Source organism: Cellulomonas sp. GTC20042 (assembly GCF_055389595.1).
Map to the genome: position 1 here is coordinate 182,813 of NZ_AP043678.1, position 26,360 is coordinate 209,172.

General features: G+C 74.9%; 22 protein-coding genes. 6 read left to right on the forward strand and 16 right to left on the reverse strand.

From position 1 onward, the window contains the following. Positions 1 to 86 precede the first annotated feature (86 nt). Positions 87 to 2,312 (reverse strand): glycoside hydrolase domain-containing protein, encoded by a 2,226-nt coding sequence (locus ACZ5HG_RS00865; RefSeq protein WP_464179712.1) that lies wholly within the window; start codon positions 2,310 to 2,312, stop codon positions 87 to 89. Positions 2,313 to 2,504: 192 nt separating this feature from the next. Here ACZ5HG_RS00865 and ACZ5HG_RS00870 point away from each other — a divergent pair, with 192 nt between their 5' ends. Both ACZ5HG_RS00870 and ACZ5HG_RS00875 read left to right on the forward strand, forming a co-directional pair. After that, positions 2,505 to 3,497 (forward strand): DUF2510 domain-containing protein, encoded by a 993-nt coding sequence (locus ACZ5HG_RS00870; protein WP_464179714.1) that lies wholly within the window; start codon positions 2,505 to 2,507, stop codon positions 3,495 to 3,497. Positions 3,498 to 3,666: 169 nt separating this feature from the next. Next, positions 3,667 to 6,273 (forward strand): helix-turn-helix transcriptional regulator, encoded by a 2,607-nt coding sequence (locus ACZ5HG_RS00875; protein ID WP_464179716.1) that lies wholly within the window; start codon positions 3,667 to 3,669, stop codon positions 6,271 to 6,273. Positions 6,274 to 6,350: 77 nt separating this feature from the next. Here ACZ5HG_RS00875 and ACZ5HG_RS00880 read toward each other — a convergent pair whose 3' ends face one another. The 11 genes from ACZ5HG_RS00880 to ACZ5HG_RS00930 form a co-directional block, all read right to left on the reverse strand. Then, complete coding sequence (locus ACZ5HG_RS00880; protein ID WP_464179718.1) at positions 6,351 to 6,638, reverse strand: ferredoxin family protein; 288 nt, start codon at positions 6,636 to 6,638, stop codon at positions 6,351 to 6,353. Beyond that, the gene (locus ACZ5HG_RS00885; protein ID WP_464179720.1) at positions 6,635 to 7,936 is read right to left on the reverse strand and encodes an FAD-dependent oxidoreductase; all 1,302 of its coding nucleotides are present in this window, start codon (positions 7,934 to 7,936) and stop codon (positions 6,635 to 6,637) included. Before ACZ5HG_RS00885 ends, ACZ5HG_RS00880 begins: the two co-directional genes overlap by 4 nt. After that, positions 7,933 to 8,835, reverse strand: coding sequence for an electron transfer flavoprotein subunit alpha/FixB family protein (locus tag ACZ5HG_RS00890; RefSeq protein ID WP_464179723.1), 903 nt, complete (start codon positions 8,833 to 8,835; stop codon positions 7,933 to 7,935). The genes ACZ5HG_RS00885 and ACZ5HG_RS00890 overlap by 4 nt, the downstream gene beginning before the upstream one ends. 27 nt (positions 8,836 to 8,862) lie before the next feature. Beyond that, on the reverse strand, positions 8,863 to 9,639 hold the full coding sequence (locus ACZ5HG_RS00895) for an electron transfer flavoprotein subunit beta/FixA family protein (protein WP_464179725.1): 777 nt from the start codon (positions 9,637 to 9,639) through the stop codon (positions 8,863 to 8,865). Positions 9,640 to 9,714: 75 nt separating this feature from the next. Continuing rightward, positions 9,715 to 11,085, reverse strand: coding sequence for an MFS transporter (locus ACZ5HG_RS00900; protein WP_464179727.1), 1,371 nt, complete (start codon positions 11,083 to 11,085; stop codon positions 9,715 to 9,717). Next, on the reverse strand, positions 11,082 to 11,936 hold the full coding sequence (locus ACZ5HG_RS00905) for a MaoC/PaaZ C-terminal domain-containing protein (RefSeq protein ID WP_464179729.1): 855 nt from the start codon (positions 11,934 to 11,936) through the stop codon (positions 11,082 to 11,084). The genes ACZ5HG_RS00900 and ACZ5HG_RS00905 overlap by 4 nt, the downstream gene beginning before the upstream one ends. Continuing rightward, complete coding sequence (locus ACZ5HG_RS00910; protein WP_464179731.1) at positions 11,869 to 13,491, reverse strand: AMP-binding protein; 1,623 nt, start codon at positions 13,489 to 13,491, stop codon at positions 11,869 to 11,871. The genes ACZ5HG_RS00905 and ACZ5HG_RS00910 overlap by 68 nt, the downstream gene beginning before the upstream one ends. A gap of 68 nt (positions 13,492 to 13,559) precedes the next feature. Then, positions 13,560 to 14,774, reverse strand: coding sequence for an L-carnitine CoA-transferase (caiB, locus tag ACZ5HG_RS00915; RefSeq protein WP_464179733.1), 1,215 nt, complete (start codon positions 14,772 to 14,774; stop codon positions 13,560 to 13,562). Further along, entirely contained in the window at positions 14,771 to 15,904 is a 1,134-nt protein-coding gene (gene caiA / locus ACZ5HG_RS00920) for a crotonobetainyl-CoA dehydrogenase (RefSeq protein WP_464179735.1), read from the reverse strand. The genes caiB and caiA overlap by 4 nt, the downstream gene beginning before the upstream one ends. 57 nt (positions 15,905 to 15,961) lie before the next feature. Continuing rightward, positions 15,962 to 16,921 (reverse strand): alpha/beta hydrolase fold domain-containing protein, encoded by a 960-nt coding sequence (locus ACZ5HG_RS00925; RefSeq protein ID WP_464179737.1) that lies wholly within the window; start codon positions 16,919 to 16,921, stop codon positions 15,962 to 15,964. Continuing rightward, a complete protein-coding gene (locus tag ACZ5HG_RS00930) occupies positions 16,918 to 18,294 on the reverse strand; it encodes an MFS transporter (protein WP_464179739.1) in 1,377 nt (458 codons plus the stop codon). Before ACZ5HG_RS00930 ends, ACZ5HG_RS00925 begins: the two co-directional genes overlap by 4 nt. A 298-nt stretch (positions 18,295 to 18,592) precedes the next feature. Here ACZ5HG_RS00930 and ACZ5HG_RS00935 point away from each other — a divergent pair, with 298 nt between their 5' ends. Beyond that, positions 18,593 to 19,864 (forward strand): ATP-binding protein, encoded by a 1,272-nt coding sequence (locus ACZ5HG_RS00935; RefSeq protein ID WP_464179741.1) that lies wholly within the window; start codon positions 18,593 to 18,595, stop codon positions 19,862 to 19,864. Positions 19,865 to 19,882: 18 nt separating this feature from the next. On the opposite strand, the gene ACZ5HG_RS00940 is transcribed toward ACZ5HG_RS00935, so the two are convergent. Beyond that, positions 19,883 to 20,890, reverse strand: a complete 1,008-nt coding sequence (locus tag ACZ5HG_RS00940) for an NERD domain-containing protein (protein WP_464179743.1) — start codon at positions 20,888 to 20,890, stop codon at positions 19,883 to 19,885. A gap of 107 nt (positions 20,891 to 20,997) precedes the next feature. Further along, complete coding sequence (locus tag ACZ5HG_RS00945) at positions 20,998 to 21,663, reverse strand: DUF4352 domain-containing protein (protein WP_464179746.1); 666 nt, start codon at positions 21,661 to 21,663, stop codon at positions 20,998 to 21,000. 198 nt (positions 21,664 to 21,861) lie between these two features. Here ACZ5HG_RS00945 and ACZ5HG_RS00950 point away from each other — a divergent pair, with 198 nt between their 5' ends. From ACZ5HG_RS00950 to ACZ5HG_RS00960, 3 genes are all read left to right on the forward strand, one after another. Further along, entirely contained in the window at positions 21,862 to 23,532 is a 1,671-nt protein-coding gene (locus tag ACZ5HG_RS00950; protein WP_464179748.1) for a sensor histidine kinase, read from the forward strand. Beyond that, positions 23,529 to 24,182 (forward strand): response regulator transcription factor, encoded by a 654-nt coding sequence (locus ACZ5HG_RS00955; RefSeq protein WP_464179750.1) that lies wholly within the window; start codon positions 23,529 to 23,531, stop codon positions 24,180 to 24,182. The genes ACZ5HG_RS00950 and ACZ5HG_RS00955 overlap by 4 nt, the downstream gene beginning before the upstream one ends. Positions 24,183 to 24,486: 304 nt before the next feature. Further along, on the forward strand, positions 24,487 to 25,137 hold the full coding sequence (locus tag ACZ5HG_RS00960; protein ID WP_464179753.1) for a hypothetical protein: 651 nt from the start codon (positions 24,487 to 24,489) through the stop codon (positions 25,135 to 25,137). A gap of 39 nt (positions 25,138 to 25,176) precedes the next feature. Here ACZ5HG_RS00960 and ACZ5HG_RS00965 read toward each other — a convergent pair whose 3' ends face one another. Together ACZ5HG_RS00965 and ACZ5HG_RS00970 are read right to left on the reverse strand one after the other, a co-directional pair. Then, a complete protein-coding gene (locus ACZ5HG_RS00965; protein ID WP_464179755.1) occupies positions 25,177 to 25,698 on the reverse strand; it encodes a hypothetical protein in 522 nt (173 codons plus the stop codon). Positions 25,699 to 25,826: 128 nt separating this feature from the next. Continuing rightward, on the reverse strand, positions 25,827 to 26,291 hold the full coding sequence (locus ACZ5HG_RS00970) for a hypothetical protein (protein WP_464179757.1): 465 nt from the start codon (positions 26,289 to 26,291) through the stop codon (positions 25,827 to 25,829). Positions 26,292 to 26,360 lie beyond the last annotated feature (69 nt).

Below are 26,360 nucleotides of genomic sequence, written 5' to 3' on the forward strand. Positions count from 1 at the left end.
ACGGCGCGGGTGGCGCGTGCTGCGTGACGGGGTTCTGCTGCCGACGGGATCAGGGTGCCGCTCGGCGGGGTGCTGCGGGGCCGGTTTCAGGCCAGCAGGCCGGGATTCGGCGGACCGATCGTGCTGGTGCTGACCGAGGGCGGCCGCTGCGCCGTCCACCGGCCGGGTTCCGGGCCGAGGTCGATCTGCAACCGGCCGCCGGCGTGCAGCTCCGTGCCGGTGAGCCAGGTGCGGTCCAGGTCGACGCCGTCCAGGCGCACCGACCGGACGTGCTGGGCAGGACCGTCGGGCTCGGGTTCCACGAAGCCGGTGGTCTCGATGGTGAACGGGCGGCCGCCGACGTCGACCCTCGCCTCCCGCCACGACGGGGCGTTGATCAGGTACAGGCCCTGACCGGCGACCGGGAACAGGCCGAGCGACGCCCACACGTACCAGGAGGACAGGCCGCCGGAGTCGTCGTTGCCGGGCAGCCCGCCCCGGCCGGTGGCGAACTGGTTCTGCACGATCGCGTGCACCACGTCGGCGGTGCGGTCCGGCCGGCCGGCGTACTGGTAGGCCCAGGGCGCCTCCATGTCCGGCTCGTTGTTCAGGCCCTCGAACCGGTGCAGCGCGTAGCCCTCGCGCATCTCGTCCTCGGTGGGCGCGAGCCCCGGCTGCTTCACCGGGTCGGCGCCGACGCCGAAGAACCGGTCGAGCAGGCCGACGAACGCGGCGTCCCCGCCGGCCATCTCGATCCGGGCGGCCATGTCGTGCAGCAGCCGGAACGAGTAGTTCCACCGCCCGCCCTCGTAGAACGTCGAGTCGTGCAGCAGCCCGGTCTCCGGGTCGAAGGCGTTGCGCCAGCGCCCGGCCAGCGGGGCGAACTGGTCGAGCAGCGCGCGGTCCCCGACCTGCTGGGCCAGCACCGCGGTGCAGTGGTACCCGTAGGCGAGGTCGAGGGTGTGGCTGATCGGGTGCGCGACCCCGCGCAGCAGGAACTCCTCGCCGTAGGTGCGCCGCAGGTCGTTGTGCAGGTGCACCAGCGCCCAGTCCCAGTCCATCCCGGGCAGCCCCAGCCGGCACAGATCGGCCAGGAAGGTGTGCGCGAGCGCGCTGCCCTGGCGGGAGAACCGGTCGGCGCCCCGGGCCATCCGGTAGCCGATCGGCAGGTTCCCCTCCTCCTCGCCGATGTGCAGCAGCGCGGTCGCCAGCTCCACCGCGCGCTCCGGCAGCAGGGCGGTCAGCAGCGGCAGCTGCGTGCGGTAGATGTCCCACATGGTCGCGATGTCGAAGGCGAACGGGGTGTCCGTCGGCCAGAACGGGCTCTCGTCGGGGGCCAGGCACGGCTTGATCAGCGAGTGGTACAGCGCCGTCGACAGTACGGTCTGCCGGTCGGTCGACGGCGTGTCCACCTGCACCTTGCCGAGGGTCTGCCGCCAGGTGTGCGCGGTGCGTGCCCGCCGCTCGGCGAAGGAGGACGGTCCCGGACCGCACTCGGCGACCAGGTTGGCGCGTGCCTGCTCGACCCCGCGCAGCGAGAAGCCGAACCGCAGCTCCACCACCTGCCCGGGCTCCGTGGGTCCGGCCCACATCAGCCCGAACGGGCGCAGCGTGGTCGGACGGATCCGGTCGAAGTCCAGCCGCGTGCCGCCGGGCATCAGCCGCCGGTCGTACCAGAGCATCTGCCGCCAGTGCGGGTGGTCGCACTCGACGTGCACCGCCAGCGGGGCCCCCTCGACGGTGATCTCGCCCTGCGCCACCCCGGGCTCCAGCGCGTGCAGGTGCGCCCGCAGCGGCACCGTGCGCCCGTAGGGGATGTCCAGGCCGCCCATGCTCAGGTCGACCACCAGCCGCGCGTCGCGGTGCGCGGGGAAGGTGTACCGGTGCACGGCGGTCTTCGGGCCGACGGTGATCTCGCAGCGGATCCCGGAGTCCAGCGTCGCCGAGTACCAGCCCGGCTCGGCCTGCTCCTCGGTGATCTCCCACAGCCGACCCAGGTCGTCCAGCGGCTGCAGCATCGGGGTCACGCGCACGTAGTTGTAGTACTTGCGGATCGCGCCGGTGCCGGACTGCTGGAAGTGCGTGAACCCCGACGCGCGCTGCGTGGTGTGCAGCTCCGGCGGCAGGCCCTCGGTCGACAGGTCGTACCGCCCGTACCCCGTCGGGTACGCCCCGGAGTACGCGCAGGCGCTCACCATGCCGAGCGGGTAGGTGGCACCGGGGTGGGTGTTGCCGACCTGCGGCTTCGGCCACCACCAGGTCGCGGCCAGCCCCGAGGGCTCGGGCAGGGCGGTCGCCTCGGTCCCGATGAACGGGTCGACGTGCTCGAACACGTGGGCCCCCCTCGTGCGTCGTCCGCATCGTCGCGGTGCTGTCAGTGCCGGCCGGCGTGCGCGGGTGCACCCGGTCCACGGAGAGTAGGTGCCGGAGGTGTCCGGCGGGTTACGAAGTCACCGGTGCTCCGAAAGCGGGACAGATCACCCGAACCGGTCCCGTGCCGTCGGCCGAGGCAGCACCATGGACCCATGGACGACTCCCGCCCGATGCCCGCGGCCGGCTGGTACCCCGACGGGGTCACGCCGGGGGTCGCGCGCTGGTTCAACGGGTCGGAGTGGACCGAGCAGACCACGCCGCTGCCCGCCGCGACGCCTCCCGCTGCCGCGGGCCCCGCCGCCGCGCGCCCTGCCGCGGGCGGAGCCGCCGAGGGCGGTGCCGTCGCCGGGCCTGTCGTCGGTCCGGGGCCGTCGCCCGTGACCCCCGTCGCGCCGCGACGTACCGACCCCTGGGCCTCGCAGGACGACGGACGCGGCGGGTTCTCCCCGGCCCCGGTCGCCGGTGCGGGCGCGTGGGCGGCGGGATCGGGTGGAGCCGCGTGGGGTCGCGGCGGGGCCTCTGCGGACCCGTTCGCGCCTCCTGGCGACCCCTTCGCCCCGCCCGCCGACACCCTCGCGCCGGCCGGCGACCCGTTCGCGCCGCCCGCCGACAGTCTCGTGCCGGGGGCCGACCCCTTCGCGCCGCCCCGCAGCCCTGCTCCCCAGGCCGCGTACGGCGCGGGCTTCCCGTCGGCCGGCTTCCCCGGTGCGGGCTTCCCGGGCGCGGCGCCCGCGAGCGCGGGCTATGCGGGCGCCGGCTACGCGGGGCCGGCGCAGCCGGGCGCCGGGTACCCCGGGCAGGTCGCCCCCGGGTTCCCCGCCGCGGCCCACCCCGGTGCGAGCCCCGCCGGACCGGTCGGCACGCCGTGGGTGCCGCAGCCGGACCGCGTCGGCGCGCACCCGAGCAGCGTCGTGCACTGGCTCATCCCCACCGGACGTTCCTGGCAGTCGATCACCGCCGGGTATCTCGGGCTGTTCGGCCTGCTGCTCTGGCCGCTGGCACCCATCGCCGTCGCGCTCGGGATCTGGGCGATCCAACGGGGTCGGCACGGCGGGCACGGGCGCGGGCGTGCGGTGTTCGCGATCGTCACGGGCCTGATCGGCACCGTCGCCGGGCTCTGGGTGCTGCTGGTCCTCACCCGCTGACCGGCGGCCCGCGACGGTCCCGACCCGCGCAGGGCCCGTGCGGGAAACGCGCGATCGGCGCCTCGACGTCCCCGCAGCGGCGCACACTGGCCGCGGCACGGCGCGCACCTGCGCCCTGCCGGGCCCTGACGGGCCCGATGGTCCGACGACGGAAGCCGCCGTCGTCGTCGTGAGGGAGCAGCCCGTGGTCGACCTGACCGCCGAACCGCCCGTGGAGGCGCCGGAGACCCCGGCCGACCCCGACGGCGGTGTGCCGATGCACGAGGACGTGGTGGACACCGTCCTGGCGTACCTGCGCGACGGCGTGCACGTCGACCTGGTCGGCATGCCCGGATCGGGCAGGACCACGGTGCTGCGCCGGGTGGCGGAGCGGCTGGCGTCGACCGGCCACCGGGTGGTGCGGGTGGACGGTGTGCGCGCGCTGCGCGACCGGCCGCTGGCGGTGCTCGCGCTGGCCGGGGCCGCGTCCACGCACCAGGGCGGGCCGACGCTCGGGCTGGTGACCGCGGTGGCGTCGCTGGAGACGCTGCTGGACGGCCCCGCGGTGCTGGTGGTCGACGACGCGGACGACCTCGACCCCTCGACGGTCGGTGCGCTGGTCGCCGCCCAGGGGCGCACGGGCGTGCCGGTGCTGACGGTGGGACGGCCGACCGGGCGCCGCGACGCCGGCACGGGCAGCCCGGCGGGTGCGCTCGGGCCGGGCGCCCGGGTGCCGCTGCCGCCGCTGGGCTTCGAGGACGTGCACCGGCTGGCCCACCGGGTGCTCGGCGGTGCGGTCGAGCCCTCCGTGGTCGCCCGGCTGGCGACCGCCAGCGGAGGGCTGCCGGGCCTGCTCACGGCGATGATCGACGGCGCGCGCCGGGGCAACCTGCTGCTGCACCGCGACGGGCTATGGGTGGCCCGCGGCGACCTGTGGTGCCCCGCCGTCGCCTCGGCGCTCGACCCGCTGCTGGTCGACCTGGACGACGACGCCGCCGAGGCCGCGACGCTGCTCGCGCTGGCCGGGGGGCTGCCGCTGCCGGCGGCCCGTCGCCTGGCGGGCCCGGACGCGCTCGCGCTGCTCGACGACCACGGGCTGCTCGCCGTGCGGCCCGGCGACGACGGCCCGGTGCTCGAGCTGTTCCCGCCGCTGCTCGGGCAGCACCTGGTGCGGCAGGGGTCGGCGCTGCGCACGGCTCTCGCGGGCGAACGGCTGGCCGAGGTCGACCGTGACCTGGCCGGGGACCGGGCACCGTCGCCCGCCGGTCCCGAGCCGCCCTGGCGCCCGGACGACCTGCTGCGCCGGTGGACCCACCGGGTGCACGACCTGCGGGCCACCTGGTCGACCGACCCGACCCCCGGTGGCGCGCTGCTCCTGCTGGAAGCGCTGGCGGTGACCGCCGCCCCCACCTGGGAGATCGAGGAGGTCGCCCGTCGGGGTGCCGCGCTGCCCGGGCCGCCGGGAGACCGCGCGGCGCTCGCAGCATGGACGGCGCGCTACCGGGCGACCACCACGGGGTCGCTGGAACGGGCCCTGGCGGCGATCGATCCGGTGCGCGGGACGGTCCCGGGCCACGAGGCGGTGCTGCGCGCGGCGGAGCTGCATGCGCGCACCGCTGTCGGCCTGCTGCCGCCAGGGGCGCTGCTCGACCCCGCCGGGGTGGAGGACGGCGGGGACGCCCGCGACGTGCTGGCGGTGGCGCGGGCGGCGTGCGCGCTCGCGGCCGGTCGACCGGCGGACGCCCTCGCGCTGGTCGAGGGCGTGCCGGACTCCTGCGCCGAGGCCGCGGTGCTGCGCGGCATGGCGTTGCTGCTGGACGGCGAGATGGCGGCGGGGGTGCAGGTGGCGCGCGCGGGCATGGAGCGGGCCGGGACAGCCGCCGACCCTGTGGCGCTGCACGAGCACGCCTACGTGGCCTGCTACGGGCTGGCGCTCCAGGGGCGGGTGGTCGAGCTGCACGAGCTGACCTCGGCGGTGCTGGCGATCGGCCTCGTGCCGCAGCACCGGCCGCAGGTGGTCGGCAGCCTGCTCACGTTCGCGGCGGTGGCGGCGCACTGGCAGAGCCGGCACGACTTCGCGCGGTCGGTGGCGACCCAGGCAGGCGCCCGCCCGGTGCCGCGCGGGCCCTACCCGTTCATGGCCACCGACCAGGTGGCGGCCCTGCTGCTGGACGGTGCCGACGGCCTCGAGGGTGCCGAGGGTCTGTGGGCGGCGGCCCGCGAGCGGCTGGACGCGGGGTTCCTGCCGGCCGGGATCGCGCTGGGTGTGCGCGCCGTCGAGCGGGACCCCCGGCCGGAGCGCGCCGCGGTGCTGGTCGAGGCGGCGGCCGCCGGTCGATCAGCGCTGCTGCGGCACCTGGCCGGCTACGCGTGGGCGGTCGCGGCGGGGACCTCGGACGAGCTCGCGCAGCAGGAGCGGTCGCTGGGCGCCGCCGGGCTCGGCCAGTACGCGGTGCGTGCGGCGGTGGCGCGGGCCACCCGGCTCATGGCGGAGGGTCGCACCCGGGACGCCGTGCAGCACGCGGACGCGGCGTGGAGCCGTGCCGGGCTGCGCGGGCGCGACCTGTGCGGGCTGTTCCGTCCGCTCGACCGCGCGGTGCGGGTGACCCCGCGCGAGCGCGAGGTGGCGGTGCTGCTGGCACGCGGGTTCTCCACCGCGCAGATCGCGACCCGGATGGTGCTCAGCGTCCGGACGGTCGAGAGCCACATCCTCAGCGCCTGCCGCAAGGTCGGGGCGGACGGTCGCGACGGGCTGGCCCGCGTCGCGCAGACCTGGCTGACCTGCGCCCCGGGCTGACGCGCCGGCGGGGCCGCGGGCGAGGTCTCTCGACCCGCCGCGACCCCGCCGGGGCGCGCCATGCCCTCCGGTCTCGCTCAGCCCTCGCGGAGCTGGATGCCGAAGCCGCCGCGCGGGTAGTGCCAGGACAGCGCCCCGGGTGGCGCCACGGCGGCGCAGGCACCGCACTCGAAGCACGCCGCGTACTCGGCGGACAGCGTCCCGTCGGCCTCCTCGGAGTACACGCCCGCCGGGCAGATCGCGACCAGCCGGGCGGCGCAGCCGGTGCGTCGGACGGCGTCCTGGTCGATGCTGATGTGGCTCTCCTGCTCGTCGGTCTCGTACCGGTTGACGGCGAGCCTCTCGACGACGGTCCCGATCTTCACAGTGCCCGCACCCCCGCGATGCCGTCCGACAGAAGGTCCCGCACCCGCACCGGCGACGCCTTGAGCGCCGACCGGGCGACGTCGGTGAGATGACGCCGCGGGGTGAGGTCATGAGCGAACGCGCCGTGCAGCACGTCCGCGATCAGCTGGCCGTACCGGTCGTACATCCGGGGCCGCTCCAGGAAGGACGGGGCCTTCGCGTAGGTGGTGAGGTCCTGACCGGCGAAGGACGCCATCAGCGCCGTGCGGTACCCGGCCAGCCCGGCCTTCGTGGTGTCGCCCGCGGTGAGCGCCGCGTCGATCCCTGCGGCGGCCGCGATCCCGGAGGCCGCCGCCAGGTCCATGCCGCGCACGGTGAGCCCGGTGTTGAGGGTCAGCCCGGCGGCGTCGCCCACCACGACCATGCCGTCGGCCGCGATCTCGCCGAGCATCTCCAGCCCGCCCTCGGCGACCAGGTGGCTGGCGTACTCGGCGATCGTGCCGCCGGCCAGCAGCGGGGCCACCGCCGGGTGCGCCAGGAAGTGCTCCAGCACCGCGCTCGACGCCTCGCCGCGCTCCACCAGGTCGTCGAGCCGCAGCACGACGCCCACCGACACCGAGTCCCGGTTGGTGTAGAGGAAGCCACCACCACCGATGCCGCGCGTGCAGTCGCCGACCACGGCGTACGCGGCGCCCTCGTCGCCGGTCAGGTGGAACCGGTCGGCGATCGTCCGCTCGTCCAGGCTCACCACGGTCTTCACGCCGAGCGCCAGGTGGTGCAGCGGCGGCTTCGAGCGCAGGCCGACACCGCGGGCGAGGAACGAGTTGACCCCGTCCGCCGCCACCACCACGTGCGCGCGCAGCACGTCCTTGCCGGCGCGGACGCCGACCACCCGACCGCCCTCGACCACCGCCTCGTCCACCCGGACGCCGGGCATGAGGAACACCCCGGCCTCCTCGCACCGCTCGGACAGCCAGGCGTCGAGCCGGGCCCGCAGCACCGTGACGGCGTTGGTGGGCTCGGCCAGGCGCTGGTCCTGGTAGTCCACGGCGACCGAGGAGGTGCCGTTGAGGAACTGGATGACGTTGCGGGTGATCCGGCGCTCGATCGGCGCCTCGGCGAGGAAGTCCGGGAACACCGTCTCCATCACGCGGGAGTACAGGACGCCGCCGGACAGGTTCTTGGCGCCCGGCACCTCGCCGCGCTCGACCAGCACCACCGACCGGCCCGCCTGCGCGAGCCGGTAGGCGGTGACGCAGCCGGCGACCCCGCCGCCGACCACGACGACGTCGAAGTCCGGCTCCGGCGCCTCGGTCACGAGAGCGCCGCCGTCAGCGCCGGGACGACCGCGTACAGGTCGCCGACCACGCAGTAGTCGGCCTCGGCGAAGAACGGGCAGGCCGGGTCGCTGTTGATCGCGACGACGGTGCGCGAGGAACGCAGGCCCACGGTGTGCTGGAGCTGGCCGGAGATGCCCACGGCCAGGTAGAGCTCGGGCTGCACCTGCTGGCCGGTGACGCCGACGTAGCGGTCGTGCGGGAACCAGCCCAGGCCCTCCGCGAGCGGGCGGGAGCACGCCTGCTCGGCACCCAGGGCCGCGGCCAGGGCGTCGACCAGCGCCAGGTCCTCCTGCGCCTTGACGCCACGACCTGCGGCGATGATGCGGGTGGCCCGGGACAGGTCGGCGGCGGCACGGGTGGCGGTCTGCTGCTCCACCACCGTGACGGTCCCGGTGGGCGTCACGTCGACGACGGTGACCGGGGCGGCGGCCGCGCCGGGCTCGGCGACCGGGCCGCCGTCGGTCACGACGACGGCAGTGCCGGCGACGGACTCCTGCTGCACGGCGATCCCGCCGAAGACCGGTCGGGTCACGTCGACCCGGCCCTCGGTCACGGCGACGGTGGTCGCCGGGGCCAGCACGGGTGCGCCGGTCGCGGCAGCCACCGCGCCCGCGAGCGCGCGGTCGCCGGAACGAGTGGCGGTGAGGACCAGGTCGGGCCACTCGGCCCGCACCAGGGCGGTGACGGCCGGGGCGAAGGCCTCGACGGGGGCGTCGCCGGGCTCGCCCAGCCAGGTGACGGCGTCGACGCCGGAGGTGGCGACCTGGTCGGCTACGGCGCGCGGGCCGACGACGACCGCGGTGATCGTGGTCCCGGCGGCCAGCGCCACCAGTTCGGAGATCCGGGGGTCGGTGGTCAGGATGATCGTGGTGCTCATGCTCAGGGCTCCTCTCGGGGGCGGGGTCTACAGGACGGCGTCGGCGCGCAGCGCGGCGACCAGGGCGGCAGCGGCCGCGGCGGGGTCGGCGCCGTCGATCACCTGGCGCCTGCGCGCGGCGAGCACCGGGGCGGCGGTGCCGGTGACGGTCACCTCGACCGGCGGGGCGGTCGGCTCGACCTCGGCCAGGGCGACCGTCTCGGCGGGGCGCTTGCCCGCGGCCAGGATGTCCTTCATGCCCGGCACCCGCGGCACCGCGGCATCACCCGCGACGGCGAGCACCGCGGGGCCGGTGACGCGCAGCACCTGCGTGCCGCCGTCGACGGACCGGGTCACCGTGAGGTCGTCGGTGGTTCCGGTGATCGCGGTGACGTCCGACAGCACCGGGCGGCCGAGCGCGCCGGCGAGCACGGAGGGCACCATCCGGGCACCGACGTCCACCGAGGAGTCGCCGGTGACGACCAGCCGCACGTCTCCGACGTGCTCCACCAGCCGGGCCAGCACCGTGGCGGTCCGGACGGTGGCGGCCCGCTCCAGGGAGTCGTCCGCCACCTGCACCAGGCGGTCGAGCCCGCGGGACAGCGCGGCCTTGCGGGCCAGCGGACCGGCGGACTCGACGCCGCCGATGCACAGGCCGACCAGCTCCTCGCCGGTGGAGTCCGCGAGCTGCCGCGCGACCTCCACGGCGACCTGGTCGTACTCGGACAGCGCGGCCTTGGCGCGGGACCAGTCCACGGTCCCGTCCGCGCCGACCACGGCGTCCTGCGGGTTGGGCGCCCACTTGTAGGCGACTGCGATCGTCATCGTGCGTCTCTCTTCAGGGTGGGTGGCCGTGGGGGCACGGCCGGCGGGCGGGCGCGCGGGGGCGCGTCCGCAGGATCAGGGGGTGCGTCGTGACCGGCGGTGCAGCGGCAGGACGCTGGTCTGCGCGAGGGTGAGCCCTCGGGTCTCCGGGGCGAGCAGCACCGAGGTCGCCAGTCCGACGGCGGAGATCACCGCGCCGGCGAGCAGCACCGCGCGCGGCCCGTGGTCGTCGAGGAACGTCGGCAGCACGTAGGTGGACACCACTGTGCCGACCCGGCTGAGCGCCATCGCGGCACCGACGGCGGAGGCACGGATGTCGGTGGGGAACAGCTCGTTCGGGTAGAGCCACTGCAAGTTCCCGGGACCGCCGGAGAAGAACGCGTAGGCGCCCAGGCAGAGCACAGTCACCAGCGCCCCGGCGGCGGGCAGCGTGCCGAGCACCGCCAGCGCGAGGGTCATCACGCCGAAGCTCACCGCCAGCAGCCGGCGCCGACCCAGGCTGTCGGCCCAGAACATCGCCGGGATGCAGCCGACCAGGAAGAACGTGCCGATCACGATCTCGCCCAGCGTCGCGGTCTGGTGCGCGCCGAAGCCGAGATCGCGCATGATCTGGGGCCCGAACGTGTAGATCGCGAACATCGGCACCGCCTGGCACATCCAGATCACGCCGATGAACACCACCTTGGGCAGGTACCCGCGCCCGAACAGCGCCCGGTAGCCGGCCCGCTCCGAGGGCTCCGGCTCCAGCGCGACGTCCGTGCCGAACACCCGCGCGACGATCTCCCGCGCCTCGACCTCCCGCCCGCGGCGGGCCAGCCAGCGCGGGGACTCCGGCACGTCCCACCGGCCGACCAGGATCACCAGGCACGGCACCACCGCGGAGGCGAGCATCCAGCGCCAGCCGCCGGGCACGTCCATCAGCAGGTAGCCGATCAAGAACGCGGCGTTGGCGCCCAGGTACCAGGCGGCGGCCACCACGCCCATCGACACCGCGCGGTGCCGGCGCGGGGTCAGCTCGGCCACCAGCGAGGTCGCGATCGGGTAGTCGGCGCCGATGAACACGCCGATGGCGAACCGCAGCAGCACCAGCGACAGCGCGTTCGGCACGAAGGCGGTCGCCAGGGACAGCACGCCGATGCCGATGATGTCGATCACGAACATGCGCTTGCGGCCGATCCGGTCGGTCAGCCAGCCGCCGACCGAGGTGCCGAGGAACAGCCCGACCAGCGCCGCCACGCCGACCGCCCCGGTCCACGCGGCGTCGAGGTCGAGCGCCGGGCCGAGCTGGGTCAGCGCGACGCCGATCACCGACAGCACGTACCCGTCCAGGAACGGGCCGCCGCTGGAGAACGCCGTGACCCGCTTGAGGAACGGCGTCATCGTGACGTCGTCCAGCGGGACCGGCCCGGGGGCGACCGCCGCCCCCGGGCCCGTGGGTGCGGTCACGCCCACTCGATGATCCCGAAGTTGAGGAACGGCTTCGCGGTCGGGTCCTCGGCGTCGACCAGGCGGAAGTGCACCCGGTGGTCGTCCATCCGCCACATCTGGGTCGCGACGGTGGTACCCGGCAGCAGCGGCGCGCTGATCCGGGTGGCGAAGCGGGTGAGCCGCTCGGGCTCGCCCGGGACGAAGGAGCGGACGAAGTGCCGGCAGACGATGCCCGCGAAGGAGACCGCGTGCAGGATCGGCCGGGCCTGGCCGTTGGCGGCGGCGTAGTCCCAGTCGACGTGCTGCGGGTGGTAGTCGCCGGACAGCCGGTAGATCAGCGCCTGGTTCTCCGGCACCCGCTCGACGGTCTCGACGTCGGGCGCGCGGTCCGGCATCTCGACCAGGGTCTTCGGCGCCGCCGGGCCGCCCCAGCCGCCGTCGTAGATCAGGCAGTCCCAGGACTCGTTGGTGAACAGCAGCGTGCCGTCCTCGTCACGGGTCTCGCCGACGTGCTGCGCCAGCAGGCCCTTGCCCTCGCCCCGGTCGTACAGCCCCTTGAGCAGCACGCGCGTGCTGAGCCGGCCGGACAGCCGGGTGATCGGCTGGTGGAACCGGAGGTCGAAGCTCCAGTGCAGCGAGCCGGCGTAGTCGTAGCCGTAGTCGATGGTGCGGGTGACCTCGGAGTCGACGATCGGCATCGCGCCGAAGGTCGGCAGCACGTACATGTCCTTCTCGTACACGTACTCCAGGTCGGTCCGGCCGTCGATCGCGCAGCCGGACCCCAGCGCGAACAGGCTCAGGTCACGGGTGCTGTACTCCCGCTCGAACGGTCCGAACCACTGGCCGACCATCTCGGTCTTGATGGGCATGTGCTGACTCCTTCTCGGGGGCGGTCCGGCCGGTCGGCCGGGAGGTCAGGTCGGTGCGGGCGACCTTGTAGGTGGCGGTGCGGGGCAGCCGGTCGACCACGGCGACCGTGGCGGGCACCTTGTAGCCGGCCAGGTGCGCGGCGGCGTGCCCGCGCACGCCCTCGGCGGTCAGCGGCACGCCGGGCACCGGCACCACCCAGGCGGCCACGGCCTCGTCGTGCACCGGGTCGGGCACGCCGAGCACCACCACCTCGGCCACCCCGGGGTGCGCGGCGATCACGGCCTCGACCTCGGACGGGCTGACGTTCTCTCCGGAACGCTTGATGTAGGCGCTGCGTCGGTCGTGGAAGAAGAACCACCCGTCGGCGTCCACGTGGCCCACGTCGCCGGTGCGGAACCAGCCGTCGGTGTCGAGCACGGCAGCGGTGGCGTCCGGGTCGTGCAGGTAGCCGCGCATCAGCGACACCCCGGGCACGCCACGCACCTGGATCTCACCGGCCTCACCCGGGGCGGCGGTCCGGCCGTCGTCGGTGACCACCCGTGCCGCGTACCCCGGGCCGACCCGCCCGACGGAGGGCCAGCGCCGCTCGCCCACCGGGGGGTCGGTGAGCACGCCGACCAGCGTCTCGGAGGTGCCGTAGGAGTTGAGCAGGCGCACGCCGTAGCGGCGCTCGAACTCGGCCTTCTGCGCGTCGGTGACCGGCAGGTAGTAGAGCACCTCGCGCACCCGGTGCTCGCGCTCGTGCGGGTCGACCGGCTGCATGAGCAGGGTGCGCAGCATCATCGCGATGGCCTGCACCACCGTGGCGTCGTGCCGGCGGACCTGCGACCAGAACCGGCGCGCCGAGTAGTGCTCGATCGCGACCAGCGCCGCGCCGGCGTGCACCACCGGCATCAGCGCGTTGAGCAGGAAGTTCACGTGGCAGGCCGGCATCGTCGTCGCCAGCCGGTCCGCGGAGGTCAACGCCGCCTGCCAGGTGACGAACTCCCCGGAGAACAGCAGGTTGGCGTGCGTGAGCTCCACGCCCTTCGGCTCGGCGGTCGAGCCGGAGGTGAACACGATGCCGACGACGTCGAGCGGGTCCACCGCGACGTCGAGCGGGGTGGTGGGGCGGGCGTCGCGGGCGGCGTCCCAGTCGTCCGGCGCGTCGGCGCCCGCGCGCGCCAGCAGCACCCGCCGGTCGGCGCCGTAGCCCTCGGCGGGCCGGGTCCCCGGCTCGGCCACCACCAGCCGGGCGCCGGTGCGGTCCAGCAGCCGACGGCACTCGTCCCCGGTCAGCCGGGGGTGCAGCGGCACGAGCACGGCCCCGATCGCCGCGAGGCCGAACAGGCACTCCAGCAGCTCGACGCCGTTGCCCAGGTGCACGCCCACGGCGTCGCCCCGGCGGACGCCGAGGTCGTGGAACAGGTGCGCGGCCTGCCGGTGCCGGTGCAGCGCCTCGCGATAGGTGAGCGTGCGGACGTGCCCGTCCCGGTCCTCCTCGACCAGGTACGGCCGGTCGCCGTGCGTGCGCGCGCGCTCCTCCCAGAGGTCGCGCACGGTCCTGCTCTCCACTGATCCCTCGTCCATCTCTCGCGTCTGCGGGTGGCGCGCGCCGGGTCCGACGCGCGCCACCCGGCCGGTCAGCCCCGGCGGACCGTCCCGTTGCGCTCCAGGTCGGCGATCTGCTCCGGCGTCCAGCCGGCCTCGCCGAGCACCGCCTCGGTGTCCATGCCGAGCGACGGCATCGGCCGCCAGATCCGCCCGGGGTGGCGGACGAACTTCGGCACGATGCCGACGCCCTTGACCGGGGTGCCGTCGAGGGTCTCCCACTCGACGATCGCCTCCCGCTGCGCGACGTGCTCCTCCGCGAGCAGCTCGTCGAACTCGAGCACCGCGTTCGCGGCGATCCCGACGGCGGACAGCTCGTCCTCCAGCACGCGGGCCTGCTGCGTCAGGCAGAACTCCTCGAGCCGCTGCTCGATCAGCGCCGCCTGCGGACCGTCCAGCCACAGGGCGCTGGTGTCCTCCGGGTAGTCCTCGGTGCCCCAGAGGTCGCCCAGGCCGATCCGCTCGAGCAGGTACCTGTTCTGCTTCACGCCGTAGCAGCACAGACCGATGAACCCGTCGGCGGTGCGGTACTCGCCGATCGCGCACAGGTTCGGGTGCCGGGCGCCGGGCCGCGGGTAGGAGATCCCGGCGTTGAGGTGGTCGACCAGGTAGTACCCGCCGACCCGCATCAGCACCTCGTACATCGCGACGTCGACGCTCTCGCCCTGACCGCTGGCCCGGGCCTTGTGCAGCGCAGCGAGCGCCGAGGAGGTGACCATCAACGAGGTGAAGTAGTCGCCGACGTACGGCACGGCGGCCATCGGCTGCTCGGGGGTGCCGTTCTGCGCCAGGTAGCCGCTGTACGCCTGCACGGTGAGGTCGTAGGCGGCGCGGTTCACCCGGGCCTCCACGCCCCACTGGCCGAAGCCGGACACGTGCACGATCACCAGGCGCGGGTTGTGCTCCCACAGCACCTCGTCGGTGATCCCCCGCTTGGCCCAGGTGGGGCCCTTCGACGACTCGATGAAGATGTCCGCGTCCTTGACCAGCGAGAACAGCACCTCGCGGCCCTCGTCGGTGAACGGGTTCATCGCGATCGAGCGCTGGTTGCGGCGCTCCATCTCCTTGACGAAGGTGGTGTCGCGCATCGAGTCGCCGGTGCGGGTGTTCTCGATCCACACCACGTCGGCGCCCCACTCGGCCATCACGGCGGCGGCGGAGGGCGCGGCGATCTCGACGGCGGCGTAGACGACCTTCACACCGTCCAGCACCCCGAAACCGGGCACCGGCGACGTCGGCGCGGTCACCGGTACTCCTTGAGCGCCGCGCGGGCGGTGGTGAGCACCATCATCTCGTCGGTGCCGCCGGAGATCCGCTCCACGCGCAGGTCGCGCCAGAACCGGGCCACCCGGTGCGCACCGGTCACGCCGATCCCGCCGAGCACCTGGATCGCGTCGTCCACGACCTCGGCCGCGGCCCGCGTGCAGTACAGCTTCGCCATCGAGGCGTCGCCCTTGCCGAGCAGCCCGTTGTCGGCCTTCCACGCGGTCTCGAAGACCATGTTCCGCATGTTCGTGAGCGCGATCTTCATCGACGCGAACTTGTCCTGGATCAGCTGGTAGCGGGCGATGGCCTCACCGCCCTGCACGCGCTGGTTGGCGTAGCGGGCGGCGTCCTCGAACGCGCACAGCGCCCAGCCGTAGTCGCAGGCCGCCACCAGGAACCGCTCCAGGTCGAAGTCGGTCACGGTGCGCGCGAAGCCCTGGCCCTCGGGCCCGAACAGGTCCTCCTCGCGCAGCTCGACGTCGTCGAAGTAGATCTCGCAGCAGGAGTCCATCCGCAGGCCGAGCTTGTCCAGCGGCTCCTTGGAGATGCCCGGCAGCGTCATGTCGACGAACAGCTCGGAGTACCGGTCCATGTCCTCGGCGTCGCGGGCCATCACCACGAGGTACGGCACCTGCGCGCTGGAGGTGATGAACGTCTTGTGCCCGTTGAGGTAGATCTTCCCGTCGCGGCGCGTGTAGGTGGTCGACATCGCGGCGAAGGAGGAACCGGCGCCCGGCTCGGTCATCGCGAAGTTCCAGATCTGCTTGCCGGTGCCGACCAGGCCGAGGATCTTCTCCTGCTGCTCGGCGGTGCCGTGCTCGATCACCCCGCCCAGCGTCGGCAGCTGGTACAGCACGTAGGTCGGCCCGCCGAGCCGGCCCAGCTCCTCCCAGACGGCAGCGACCGTGGTCCAGCCGGCGTCCATGCCGCCGTGCGACTCGGGCAGCAGCAGCGTGTCGACGCCGATCTCGGCCAGGGCGGCCACCCAGCGCTCGGGGTACTCGTGCCTCTCGTCGCAGGCGGCGAAGTACGGCTCCCAGGGCTCGCGGGTCATCAGCTCGCGGACGGCCTGGACCATCAGCTGCTGGTCGTCGGTGAGGGAGAAGTCCATCTCGGGCCTTTCGGTTCTGCGCGGGCGGGCGGCGACGGTCGTCGTCGCCCCGGGGGATCAGGAGGCGGTCACGTCCCGGTGGAAGGCGGCACCGGCGCGCAGGGCGTCCATCGCCTCGGGCACCGACCGGGACAGGTGCAGGAAGCCGTGCAGCACGCTGTCCACCTCGTCGTGCCGGTGCGGGACCCTGGCCGCCGCCAGCAGCCCGGCCAGCGCGGTCGAGTCGTCGTGCAGCGGGTCGAGCAGGCAGCTCAGCAGGTAGGTCGGCGGCAGCCCGTGGGTCAGGTCGGCGGACAGGCAGTCGAGGTACGGGCTGGCCAGGTCCGCGGGGGAGGTGGTGTACGCCTCCAGGTAGCCGCGCAGGTCGGCGGCCGACAGGCCGTCCCACGGGCCGCCGAGCAGCCGGCGCGAGGCGGAGTCGGTCAGCCCGTACAGCCCGTACCAGAGCAGCAGCGAGGCGACGGCCGGACCGTCGTGGTCGCGCAGGCGGAGCGCGGTGGCCAGCGCCAGGTTCGCGCCCGCGGAGTCGCCGGCGAGGGCGACCGGTGCGCCGGTGACCCCGGCGGAGCACGCGTGCTCGGCAGCGACCCGGGCGACCGCCGTGCACTCCAGGACGGCGCGGGGGAACCGGGCCTCGGGCGACAGCGCGTAGTCGACCGCGACGACCACCGATCCGGTGAGGTCCGCCAGGGTGCGCACGATCCGGTCGTGCGTGCCCAGGCCTCCGAGCACGAAGCCGCCGCCGTGGGCGAAGACGATCACCGGCAGCGCCGCGTCGATCTCGGTCGGGTGGTACCAGCGCACCGGCACCGGGCCGTCCGGGCCTGCGACGGTCGTGTCCCGGGTGCGGTGGACCGCCGGGCCGCCCTCGTTCCAGTACGCCCGCTCGGCGGCGTACCGCCGACGGGTCTCGATCAGGTCGGTGGTCGGCGCCAGCCCGTGCCCGATCCGCTCGGAGACCGCCAGCGCCTCGCGCATCGGGCCGGTGAGGCGGGCCGCCACGTCCACCGGGCTCACGCGGGCACCGGCTCCTCGTCGGTGGTGCCCTGCGCCGCGGCGCGCTCGGCGGCGGCGTAGGCGGCGTCGATCCGGGTCCGGAAGGTGCGGACGTACCAGGCGAGCCCGAGCGCGCAGCCCGCGGCGACCACGGCGCTGGCGACCAGCACCCAGAAGATCGTCGGGTAGGCCGTGCCCTCGTCGCCGGCGTCGGTGGCCCGGTCGAGGATCGCGCCGAACCAGGTGCTCTGGAAGGTGTCCGGCAGGAACCCGACCAGGGACACCACGCCGGTGGCGGCGCCGAAGGCGGCCAGCGGGACCTTGCCCTCGGTCAGCTGCCCGGACACGATGCCGAACACGCCGTTGGAGATGAAGCCGAGGCCGACGCCGATCGCGGCGATGGCGACCAGCAGCCCCGTGCCGGCGGGCAGCGCGTCCGGCACCGGCACGAGCGCGAGGGCGGCGATGCCGACGGCGGCGACCACCGCGCCGATCCAGATCACCCGGGACGGCCGCCCGGCCTTGTGGGCGAGCATCCCGAACACCGGTCCGGCGAGCAGGGTGACGCCGTACTGGCGCAGCACGCTGGTGACGTTGTTGAACGTGCCGTCGGCGCCGAGGTATGTCAGGTACGTCGTCGCGTAGTTGACCCCGGTGTAGAAGAAGTAGACGAAGAACACCGTGACCGCGGTGATCAGCACCACCGGGTTGCCGATCGCCCGGCCGCTGTCCACCAGCACCTGCCGGACGCTGCGGACGCTGCCGACCTCGCCTTCGAAGCGCGGGATCATCACCAGCGACAGCACGCCGAGCACCAGGATCAGCGCCGCGTAGAACAGCAGGAACCCGCGGAACGCGTCCGGGGAGCCGTCGCCCATCCGCGCGATGATCGCCGTGCCGACCAGGCCGACCAGGAACCCGGCGGCGCCGTAGAACCCGTAGGAGATCCCGATGTTGCGGGAGTAGCCGTCCTCGGTGGAGATCAGCCGCACCAGCTTGTAGCGGCAGCCCCACCACAGCAGGATCGTCGTGACGCCCATGCCGATGAAGATCACCAGCAGGGTCCCGAAGGACGGCAGCATCGCGTACCAGAAGGTGAGCCCCGCGGTCAGCAGGAAGCCGGTCGCCGACAGGGTGCGCATCCGCATGCGGTCGGCGACCAGGCCGGACGGCAGGTAGCAGATCGTCGCCGTGATCGCGTAGGCGGACAGCAGCGCGCCGATCTGGCTGTTCGTCAGGCCCAGGGCGGTCTTCTGCGCGTCGTAGAACGCGTTCTTCAGGTAGGCGGGGCCGTAGATGGTCGAGCTGCCGACGCTCACCAGCACCAGCACGAACCAGCGTCGGAACGTGCTGAGGTCGGAGGCCTTCTTCTCACCGGTGGCGGTGATCGCCATCTGCTCTCCCGGGGGTACGTGGCGCACCGCCGTGGTGCACCCCCGTACCGTCGCCCCGAGGCTCAGGACGCGACCCGGGACCTCGTCCGGGACAGAGCAGAACTGCGTACCGGGCGGGCCGGATCTCCGTAGCCCGGTGCCACGCCTCCGTAGCGTCCGGCGGGCCCCTCAGGAGCGCCCCGCCGGATCCTGCGGGCTCGGCCCCCGGGCGCCACGGGCGTGCGTGGCATCGGCGATCTGTAGCGTAGAACATCGGCGATTTGTAGCGTAGAACACCGGCGATCTGTAGTCTAGGGCCGTGGACCAGTATCGACGTCGGGTGACCGACGACCTGCTCGACGAGCTCCAGCCCGAGCTGCCGGCGATGGTGCTCCAGGGCCCCAAGGGCGTGGGCAAGACCGCCACGGCGAAGCAGCGCGCCCGATCCGTGCTCGCGCTCGACGGTGCGCAGGACCGTGAGCTGCTCGCGGCCGACCCCGCGGTGGTGTCGCGGCTCGACGGCCCGGTCCTGATCGACGAGTGGCAGCGGTTGCCCGAGGTGTGGGACCTGGTGCGGCACGACGTCGACGACCGAGGCACGCCGGGCCGCTACCTGCTCACCGGGTCCGCCGCGCCGGTCGGGGCAGCGGTGCACTCCGGAGCGGGGCGGATCGTCGCGCTCCGGATGCGACCGCTGAGTCTCGCCGAGCGTGGGACCGGATCGCCGACGGTCTCGCTCGCCGACCTGCTCGCCGGACGGGCTCGACCCGAGGGCGCGACCGACGTCGACCTGCCGAGGTACGTCGAGGAGATCGTCGCATCCGGGTTCCCGGGGATCCGTGGCTCCTCGCCCCGCGTCCGAGGGCTGCGGCTCGACGCGTACCTGGAGGCCGTGGTCGAGCGCGAGTTCCCCGAGCAGGGCCTGCCGGTCCGCCGTCCGGAGACCCTCCGGGCGTGGCTGCGGGCGTTCGCCGCCGCGACCAGCACGACGGCGAGCTACAGCGCGATCCTCGACGCCGCGACACCCGGGGAGCCCGACAAGCCGGCCCGCACGACCACGACGGCGTACCGCGACGTGCTGTCGAGCCTGTGGCTGATCGACTCCCTCGATGCCTGGATGCCGGGGACGAATGACCTGAGCCGGCTGGGGCGCTCGCCCAAGCATCAGCTCGCCGACCCCGCGCTGGCAGCGCGGCTGCTCGGTGTCGACGCCGACGCGCTGCTCGTCGGGAGCGCCGGATCGGCGCGGACGCTGGGCCGCGGCACCCTGCTCGGCGCGCTCTTCGAGCACCTGGTGGCGCTGAGCGTGCAGGTGTACGCCCAGCTCTCCGACGCGAGCGTGCACCACCTGCGCACCCGGAACGGCGACCACGAGGTCGACCTGATCGTGCGGCGTCCGGACGGACGGGTGCTCGCGATCGAGGTGAAGCTCGCGCGCAGCGTCTCCGACGCCGACGTCCGGCACCTGACCTGGCTGCGCGACCGGATCGGCCCCGACCTGGTCGACGCGGTGGTCGTGACGACCGGGCGTGACGCCTACCGGCGCCCGGACGGCGTCGCGGTGGTCCCGGCGGCGCTGCTCGGACCCTGAGGTCGCGGCCCAGTCCCGTCAGTGCGCCGCAGACAGCCAGGCCAGCACGAGGTTCCCCGCCGTCAGCAGCCCGAGCACCACCATCGCCGAGCGCAGCAGCGCGTCGCCGGGGGCCTCGTCGGGCCGGCGCCGACGGGCCAGGCCGCGCCGACGGGCGGGGGGCACCGGGGCGTCCTCCGGGGTCGGCGCGTCCGCGGTGCTGCCGACGGCGCGCTCGTGCGCGGTCAGCCGGGCGATCGTGTCGTCGCCGGAGTCCGCGACCGGCCACTCGCCCAGCCGGTCCTCGGGCCAGGGCTCGCGGGTGGCCGGACGGGACGGGCGGGGGTGCGGGCGCGGCACGTCGGGGGCGTCCCAGACCACGCGCGGGCGGAAGACGTCGTCCACGGTGAGCTGCTCGGGGCTGGTGGTCCCGGCGAGCTCGGCGGTCAGGTAGTCGACCACCAGCGGCACGTCGGCCGGGGCGAGCACCGGCGGCAGCGTGAGCAGGTACGGGGGCAGCTGCGCCAGGCCGACGGCGACGGCACCGCCGCAGACGGCGACCGGCTCGAGGTCCTGCCGGGCCAGGCAGACCACGGCGTGCACGGCGCGGCGGTGGCTGGGGGCGAGCAGCGCGGTCACGGCGCCGGCGGTGTCGGCGACCGCGGCGACGTCGGGGGTGCGGCCGTAGCCGCGGTGGCGCAGGGTCGCGTCGACCACCTGCACCTCGCCGTCCCAGCGCAGGGTCTCGATCACGACCACGCCGCCCGCGCCGACCGCCACGTGCTCGATGGTGGCGCGGGTGCGTCCGGGGCGGTGCAGGTCGGGCAGCACGGTCCACCCGTGGGCCGCGACGGCGCGCAGGGTGTCGGCGGTGCCGAGCAGGACGATCTCCTCGTCCAGGGCGTCGAGGGGGTCGCCGGGGCGGCTCGTGGGTACGCCGAACCAGGCGTCCAGCCACGTGTCCGTGGCGGCGTCGCCGCGTCGGGCACGCTCCCGTCGGGGACGCCGTGCCGTGCGGTCCTCGGCACCCTGTCCTGCCTCGTTCATGTCCTCACCCCGATGCCTTCTATCGGCTGATACCGGCCGGGATCGAGACGTCCGGGACGCCGGGAGCGGGTGAGGTCCCGCGCCCGGCGTCCGACCTGCGGACACGCTCAGCCGAGCGTGACGGTGACCCCGTCGGAGAAGATCCCGCCGTGCAGGGTGATCGCCGTCAGGGCGGTGTCGGCGGGGATGTCGTACACCAGGGTCAGCGTGACCTGGTTGCCCGGGTTGACCTGGCTGGCGAACACCGTGGGGTCGGTCGCGACGTACGCGGACGCGACGATGTCCGCGGTGAACTCGCGGCCCTGGGCATCGGTGGCCTTCTGCGGGTCGGAGTAGACGTAGGCGCCTTCGGTGCCGACGTTGGTGGCGGTCAGGTGCACGAGCACGAACTGCCCCTGGGCGTCCTGGCCCAGCAGGTCGCTGCCCACCCGGGCCACCCCGGGCTCGACGCCGGTGACGACGAACTCGAAGCCGGCGTCGGTGACCGGGGTGCCGATGCCGGCGGGCGCGGGCTCCTCGGCGACCGGCTCCTCCGCGGCGGGCTCCTCCGCGGCGGGCTCGTCACCACCGGTGGTCTGCTCGACGACCGGGGCCTCGGCCGTGCTGTCGTCGTCGCCACCACCGCCGAGGGCGGCGGCACCGATGCCGAGGACGACGACCACGCCGAGCGCGGTCAGCACCTTGTGGCGGGCGAACCACGACCGCTGCGGACCGGCCTCCGGGGCCGCCGGCTGACCGAGGACGGGCTGCGGGGACGGGGGGATGCTGGACATCATGGGCCTCCTGCTCGGGCGCCGGTGGCGCCGGGGGTGCGCCGCTCGTCGGACGCTGTGACGAGCCTGCTGGTCGGGCCCCTGCCGTCGCGTCGGCGGTCCGGCTCGACCGTGCTGGCCGATCGGTTGACCTCATGGGCACGTGCACCGCCCGACCGGTGGACGTCCGCCGCCCCGCACCGCGCTACGTTCGGGGCCATGCCAGACGTACCGCCGCCCTGGAGGCCGCCGGACCCGCGGCAGCCGGACGACGGCAGCGCCGTGCCCGGCTCGCCGCCCGCACGCGACCCCTACCCCGCCCCGCCGACGCCCGCGCCGGCCCCGCAGGGGTACCCGCAGCCGGTCCCGCCCGGGTACATCGCGCAGCCCGGGTACCCGGCCCCCGGCCCGACCGCGCAGCCCGTGCCGGGCCCCGGCGCGTACCCGGTGCCGGGTCGCGCCGTGCACCCGATGCCGCCGACGGCGTACCCCACCTACCCCGCGCCCGCGCAGGCCCCGTCCGCGTCGCCGGTGCCGTACGGCGCGTACCCGCCGGCCGCCGCCCCCGCGCCGTACCCGACGTACCCCGCCTACCCCGTCCCGCCGGGCACCGCCGCGCCCGTGCCTGCCGGCCCGCCGCGCTGGTGGCAGCAGCCGGTCCGCCGCTGGCTGCTCGAGGCGTGGATCCAGGTGGTCTGCCTGTTCTCGATGACCGCCGCGCTGGCCGCCGCCTCGGACGCCTCCGGTGCGCCGGACGGCACGATCCCGCCCGGCTACATGCTGGCCTGGCTGGTCGCGGTGCCCGCCGGTGCCACGGTGTCGCTGCGCCGCAGCCGACCGGTGCTGAGCGTGCTGGTCACGGGCCTGGCGGCGGTGCTGCTGCCGATCGACGCCCTGGCGGTGCTGATCGCGCTGCCCTGGGTGATCGCCCGGCGCCCGCCCCGGGTCGCGTGGGCGTGCGGGGCGCTGGCAGCGCTCGCGGTCACCGCCTCGCAGTGGCGGGACGCGGCGCGCCGGCCGGACCACGCGCTGTTCTCCACGCTGGACAAGGCCACCGGGGAGACGCTGAACATGGGCGTGCAGGGTTTCGTGATCGTGGGTGCGGTGCTGCTGGCGGTGTCGGTCGCCTGGGGTCTGGTGCGACGCAGCCGTGAGGCCGCCGCCGCCGCCACCCGCTCCGAGCGGGAGCAGGCGCAGCAGGTGGCCGTCCTGCGCGCCGAGCTCACCACCGAGCTGACTCGGCAGGACGAGCGCGACCTGATCGCCCGCGAGCTGCACGACACCGTCGCGCACCACCTGTCGGTGGTCTCGCTGCGCGCCTCCGCGCTGGAGGTCAGCGCGGGTGACGACGGGGTGCAGGACGCCGCACGGTCCATGCGTGCCTCGGCCCACCAGGCGCTGGAGGAGATGCGCGACCTGATCGCCGTGCTGCGCGACGCGCAGGTGCCGCTGACCCCGGGGCCGATGCCGGGGCGCACGCTGGCCGACCTGCCCGAGCTGGTCGCCACCGCACGGGACGGCGGCGCGGACATCGCGGCGACGGTCTTCGTCACCGACGGCGCCGCCGCACCCGCCACGCTGACCCGGGCGGTCTACCGGATCGTGCAGGAGGCGCTGACCAACGCCCTCAAGCACGCCCCGTACGCCCGGGTGGACCTGGACGTGCGAGCGGCCCCCGGCGACGGCGTGCACCTGCGGGTCCGGAACGCCCTCGCCGCCGAGGCCGCGGACGCGGCGGGCGTGCCCGGGTCGGGCACCGGGATCGTCGGGATGCGGGAGCGCGCGGCCACCGTGGGCGGCACCGTCGAGGCGGGCCGGGACGGCGGCACCTGGCAGGTCGTCGCCCATCTCCCCTGGCCGGCGCAGGGTGGTCCTACGATCGAGGGGTGATCCGGGTCCTGGTCGTCGACGACGACGCGCTGGTGCGCACCCTGCTCACCACGATCCTGGAGCAGCAGGGGCTGGAGGTCGTCGGTCAGGTCTCGGACGGCGACGAGGTGGTCCCCGCGGTGCAGGCGCACCGCCCGGACGTCGTGCTGATGGACCTGCGGATGGCGCGGATGTCCGGCGTCGAGGCCACCGCCGCGCTCCAGCGCGAGCCCGAGCCGCCCGCTGTCGTGGTGCTGACCTCCTTCGACGCGCAGGACGTCGTGCTCGCCGCGCTGCACGCCGGCGCCCGCGGCTACCTGGCGAAGGACGCCGCCCCGGCCGAGATCGCCGACGCCGTCCGGGCCGTCGCCGACGGTGGCGCCCGCCTGTCCGACCGGGCCTCCCGCGCGGTGCTCGACCACGTCACCCGGGAAGGGGACGGTCAGCGCCGTGCCGACGCTCGACGCCGGCTGGAGGTGCTGACCGAGCGGGAGATCGAGGTCGCGACCGCTGCGGCGGCCGGGCTGTCGAACTCGGCCATCGCCGCGCGCTCCTTCGTCAGCGAGGCCACCGTCAAGACGCACCTCAACCGGGCGATGACCAAGCTCGGGCTGGAGAACCGCGTGCAGCTCGCGACCCTGGTGGACCGCGCGGCCCTCGGCGAGGGCTGAGCACGGTCGGCGTCCGGACGGGTGACTCCCCGCCGAACGGCCCCGTGCACCTCCTCACCTGTGCAAACATCCTGCGCGCCCGGTGTCGAGGCGCCCCGCGCGCGGGTGGGCGCGACCACGACGTCCGGGGGCACCTGTGCGCTTCAACCCACCGCCGACCTGGCCCGCCCCGCCCGCCGGCTGGACCCCGCCGCCGGGGTGGCAGCCGGGACCGGATCTGCCGCCGGTGCCCGCGGGGTGGCGGCTCTGGGTGGAGGACGTCCCGTCGGTCCTGGCACCGGAGGCGGGGCCGGGGACACCCGGCATGGTCGGAGGTCCGACCTGGACACCCTCGGGCACGTCCGCCCCGTCCGGCTTCCCGAAGGCGAACGTGGTGACCGGTCGGGAACCGCGCGAGCCGGTGCCGCCCCGGGCGAACGTGGTGCCCGCACGCCCCGAGGTGCCGGGGCCGGACGCCCTGAACGATCGGCGGGCCGCCGCCCGTCGGTTCTGGATCGGTGTGCTGCTCTTCGTGATCTGCGCCGCGACGTTCATCGCGTCGGCGGGTGACGAGGGCGGGGTCATCTGGACGGGCGGGCTGCTGGTCGGCCTCGGGTTCATGGTGCGGGCGTGGAACGGCTACCGCGCCGCGCGCGACGACGGCGCCCCCGCGTACTCGCCGCTCGGCTGGACGGGAGCCGTCGGTGCCCTCACGGGGTGCGTGGCGTTGGTGGTGGTCGGGATCGTCGCGCACGCGGTGCCGGGCAGCGTCATGCCGCACGCCTCGACCGGAGTCGGCTCCTGCTGGACCCGCGAGTCCCTCACGTCCGACATGCTGAAGCCGGTCGACTGCGGCACGACGCACGAGTACGCCGGGACGTCGGTCGTGGACGTGGTCGAGGACTGCGGGTGGGACTCGGTGATGTACGTGGAGGCCGACGAGGGCGGCTACCTCTGCCTGCGCGAGGACTCCTGACCCCCGCCCCGTGCAGCGGCGGACGACCCCCGTCCGGCGCTACCAGGCGTCCCGGGAGCGGGGGCGGCGCAGCCTGCGGTCCCGGAAGAGCATCACGGCGCTCATGATCGGTTGCGGCAGCAGGATCGCGCCGATCTTCAACCAGTCCGGGCCGACGGCGGTCAGGCCGGCCGGCACCAGCACGATCGTCGCGAGCAGGCCGGCCACCACCACGGCACCCAGCGTGTCGGCCCGCGTGCCGACGGGGAACAGCGCCCGGATCGCCAGCCAGGTCCCGATCGCCCACACCACGACACCGGCCACGGCCGAGACGCCGAGCACGCCCAGAGCAGCATCGATGTCCACGTCACCGCTGCTGGTGCGCGCGCCCGTGTCGGCGGTCAGACCGAGCAGGAAGCAGCCGGTCGCGCCCACCGACACGCCCGGCAGGGCGAGGACGAGGGCGAGGTCACGGCCGATGCTGCGCCGCGGGAGGCTGCCGGCGGCCCCTGCCCCGCCGGCATCGGAGGACCCCGCGGGGCGGCGTGGCAGCGGCGGGCTGCCGTGCTCGATCATCGACATCGGTGGGACCCCCTGCTGCGGCCGGACGTGCGGGCTGGCAGCGTAGCGACCCGCGACCCCTCGGACCGGACGGACCTGCGGTTTTCTCCCTCGACCCGACCCGCCTGACCTCGCCCGGTCCGCCCGGGTCAGCGGACGACCCCCGTGCGCCGCAGCCCGGCGTCGCGGGCGAGCATCACGCCGGCCATCAGCACCTGCGGCAGCACCAGCAGCACGACGACCACGGCGGACGGCAGCCCGGCACCCGGGGCGAACAGCGCGAGCATGGTGGCACCGGCCCCCACGGCGGCGACCATCAGGCCGGTGTCGGCACGGGCGCCGGCGGGGAACAGCCGGCGGACCAGCCACACGGCACCGACCGCCCACGCGGCGACGGCCAGCGCGATCGCGACGACCAGCCAGAGCGCGGCGGTCCCGGCGGTGGTGTCGGCGTCGAGGCCCTGCCCGGCGAGCAGCAGCACCAGCGCGGCGAGCGCCACGGCGATCACGGAGACCGCGGGCATGCCGAGCGCGAGCACGACGGTGCGCAGCGGGGTGCGCGGCGGCATCTCGACGGGTGCTGCGGGCGGCGTGGCAGGCGGCTTGGCGGGCATGCGGTGCTCCTGGCGGATCGGTGCCCGACGAGGTTCCGCCGGGGGATCGGAGCGTAACGCCGTCGTGTG

Coding starts and splice junctions, on each gene's coding strand:
- ACZ5HG_RS00870 (WP_464179714.1), top strand. CDS start 2,505: ATGGACGACTCCCGCCCGATGCCCGCGGCCGGCTGGTACCCCGACGGG.
- ACZ5HG_RS00890 (WP_464179723.1), bottom strand. CDS start 8,835: ATGAGCACCACGATCATCCTGACCACCGACCCCCGGATCTCCGAACTG.
- ACZ5HG_RS00895 (WP_464179725.1), bottom strand. CDS start 9,639: ATGACGATCGCAGTCGCCTACAAGTGGGCGCCCAACCCGCAGGACGCC.
- ACZ5HG_RS00905 (WP_464179729.1), bottom strand. CDS start 11,936: ATGCCCATCAAGACCGAGATGGTCGGCCAGTGGTTCGGACCGTTCGAG.
- caiA (WP_464179735.1), bottom strand. CDS start 15,904: ATGGACTTCTCCCTCACCGACGACCAGCAGCTGATGGTCCAGGCCGTC.
- ACZ5HG_RS00930 (WP_464179739.1), bottom strand. CDS start 18,294: ATGGCGATCACCGCCACCGGTGAGAAGAAGGCCTCCGACCTCAGCACG.
- ACZ5HG_RS00940 (WP_464179743.1), bottom strand. CDS start 20,890: ATGAACGAGGCAGGACAGGGTGCCGAGGACCGCACGGCACGGCGTCCC.
- ACZ5HG_RS00945 (WP_464179746.1), bottom strand. CDS start 21,663: ATGTCCAGCATCCCCCCGTCCCCGCAGCCCGTCCTCGGTCAGCCGGCG.
- ACZ5HG_RS00950 (WP_464179748.1), top strand. CDS start 21,862: ATGCCAGACGTACCGCCGCCCTGGAGGCCGCCGGACCCGCGGCAGCCG.
- ACZ5HG_RS00960 (WP_464179753.1), top strand. CDS start 24,487: ATGGTCGGAGGTCCGACCTGGACACCCTCGGGCACGTCCGCCCCGTCC.
- ACZ5HG_RS00965 (WP_464179755.1), bottom strand. CDS start 25,698: ATGTCGATGATCGAGCACGGCAGCCCGCCGCTGCCACGCCGCCCCGCG.
- ACZ5HG_RS00970 (WP_464179757.1), bottom strand. CDS start 26,291: ATGCCCGCCAAGCCGCCTGCCACGCCGCCCGCAGCACCCGTCGAGATG.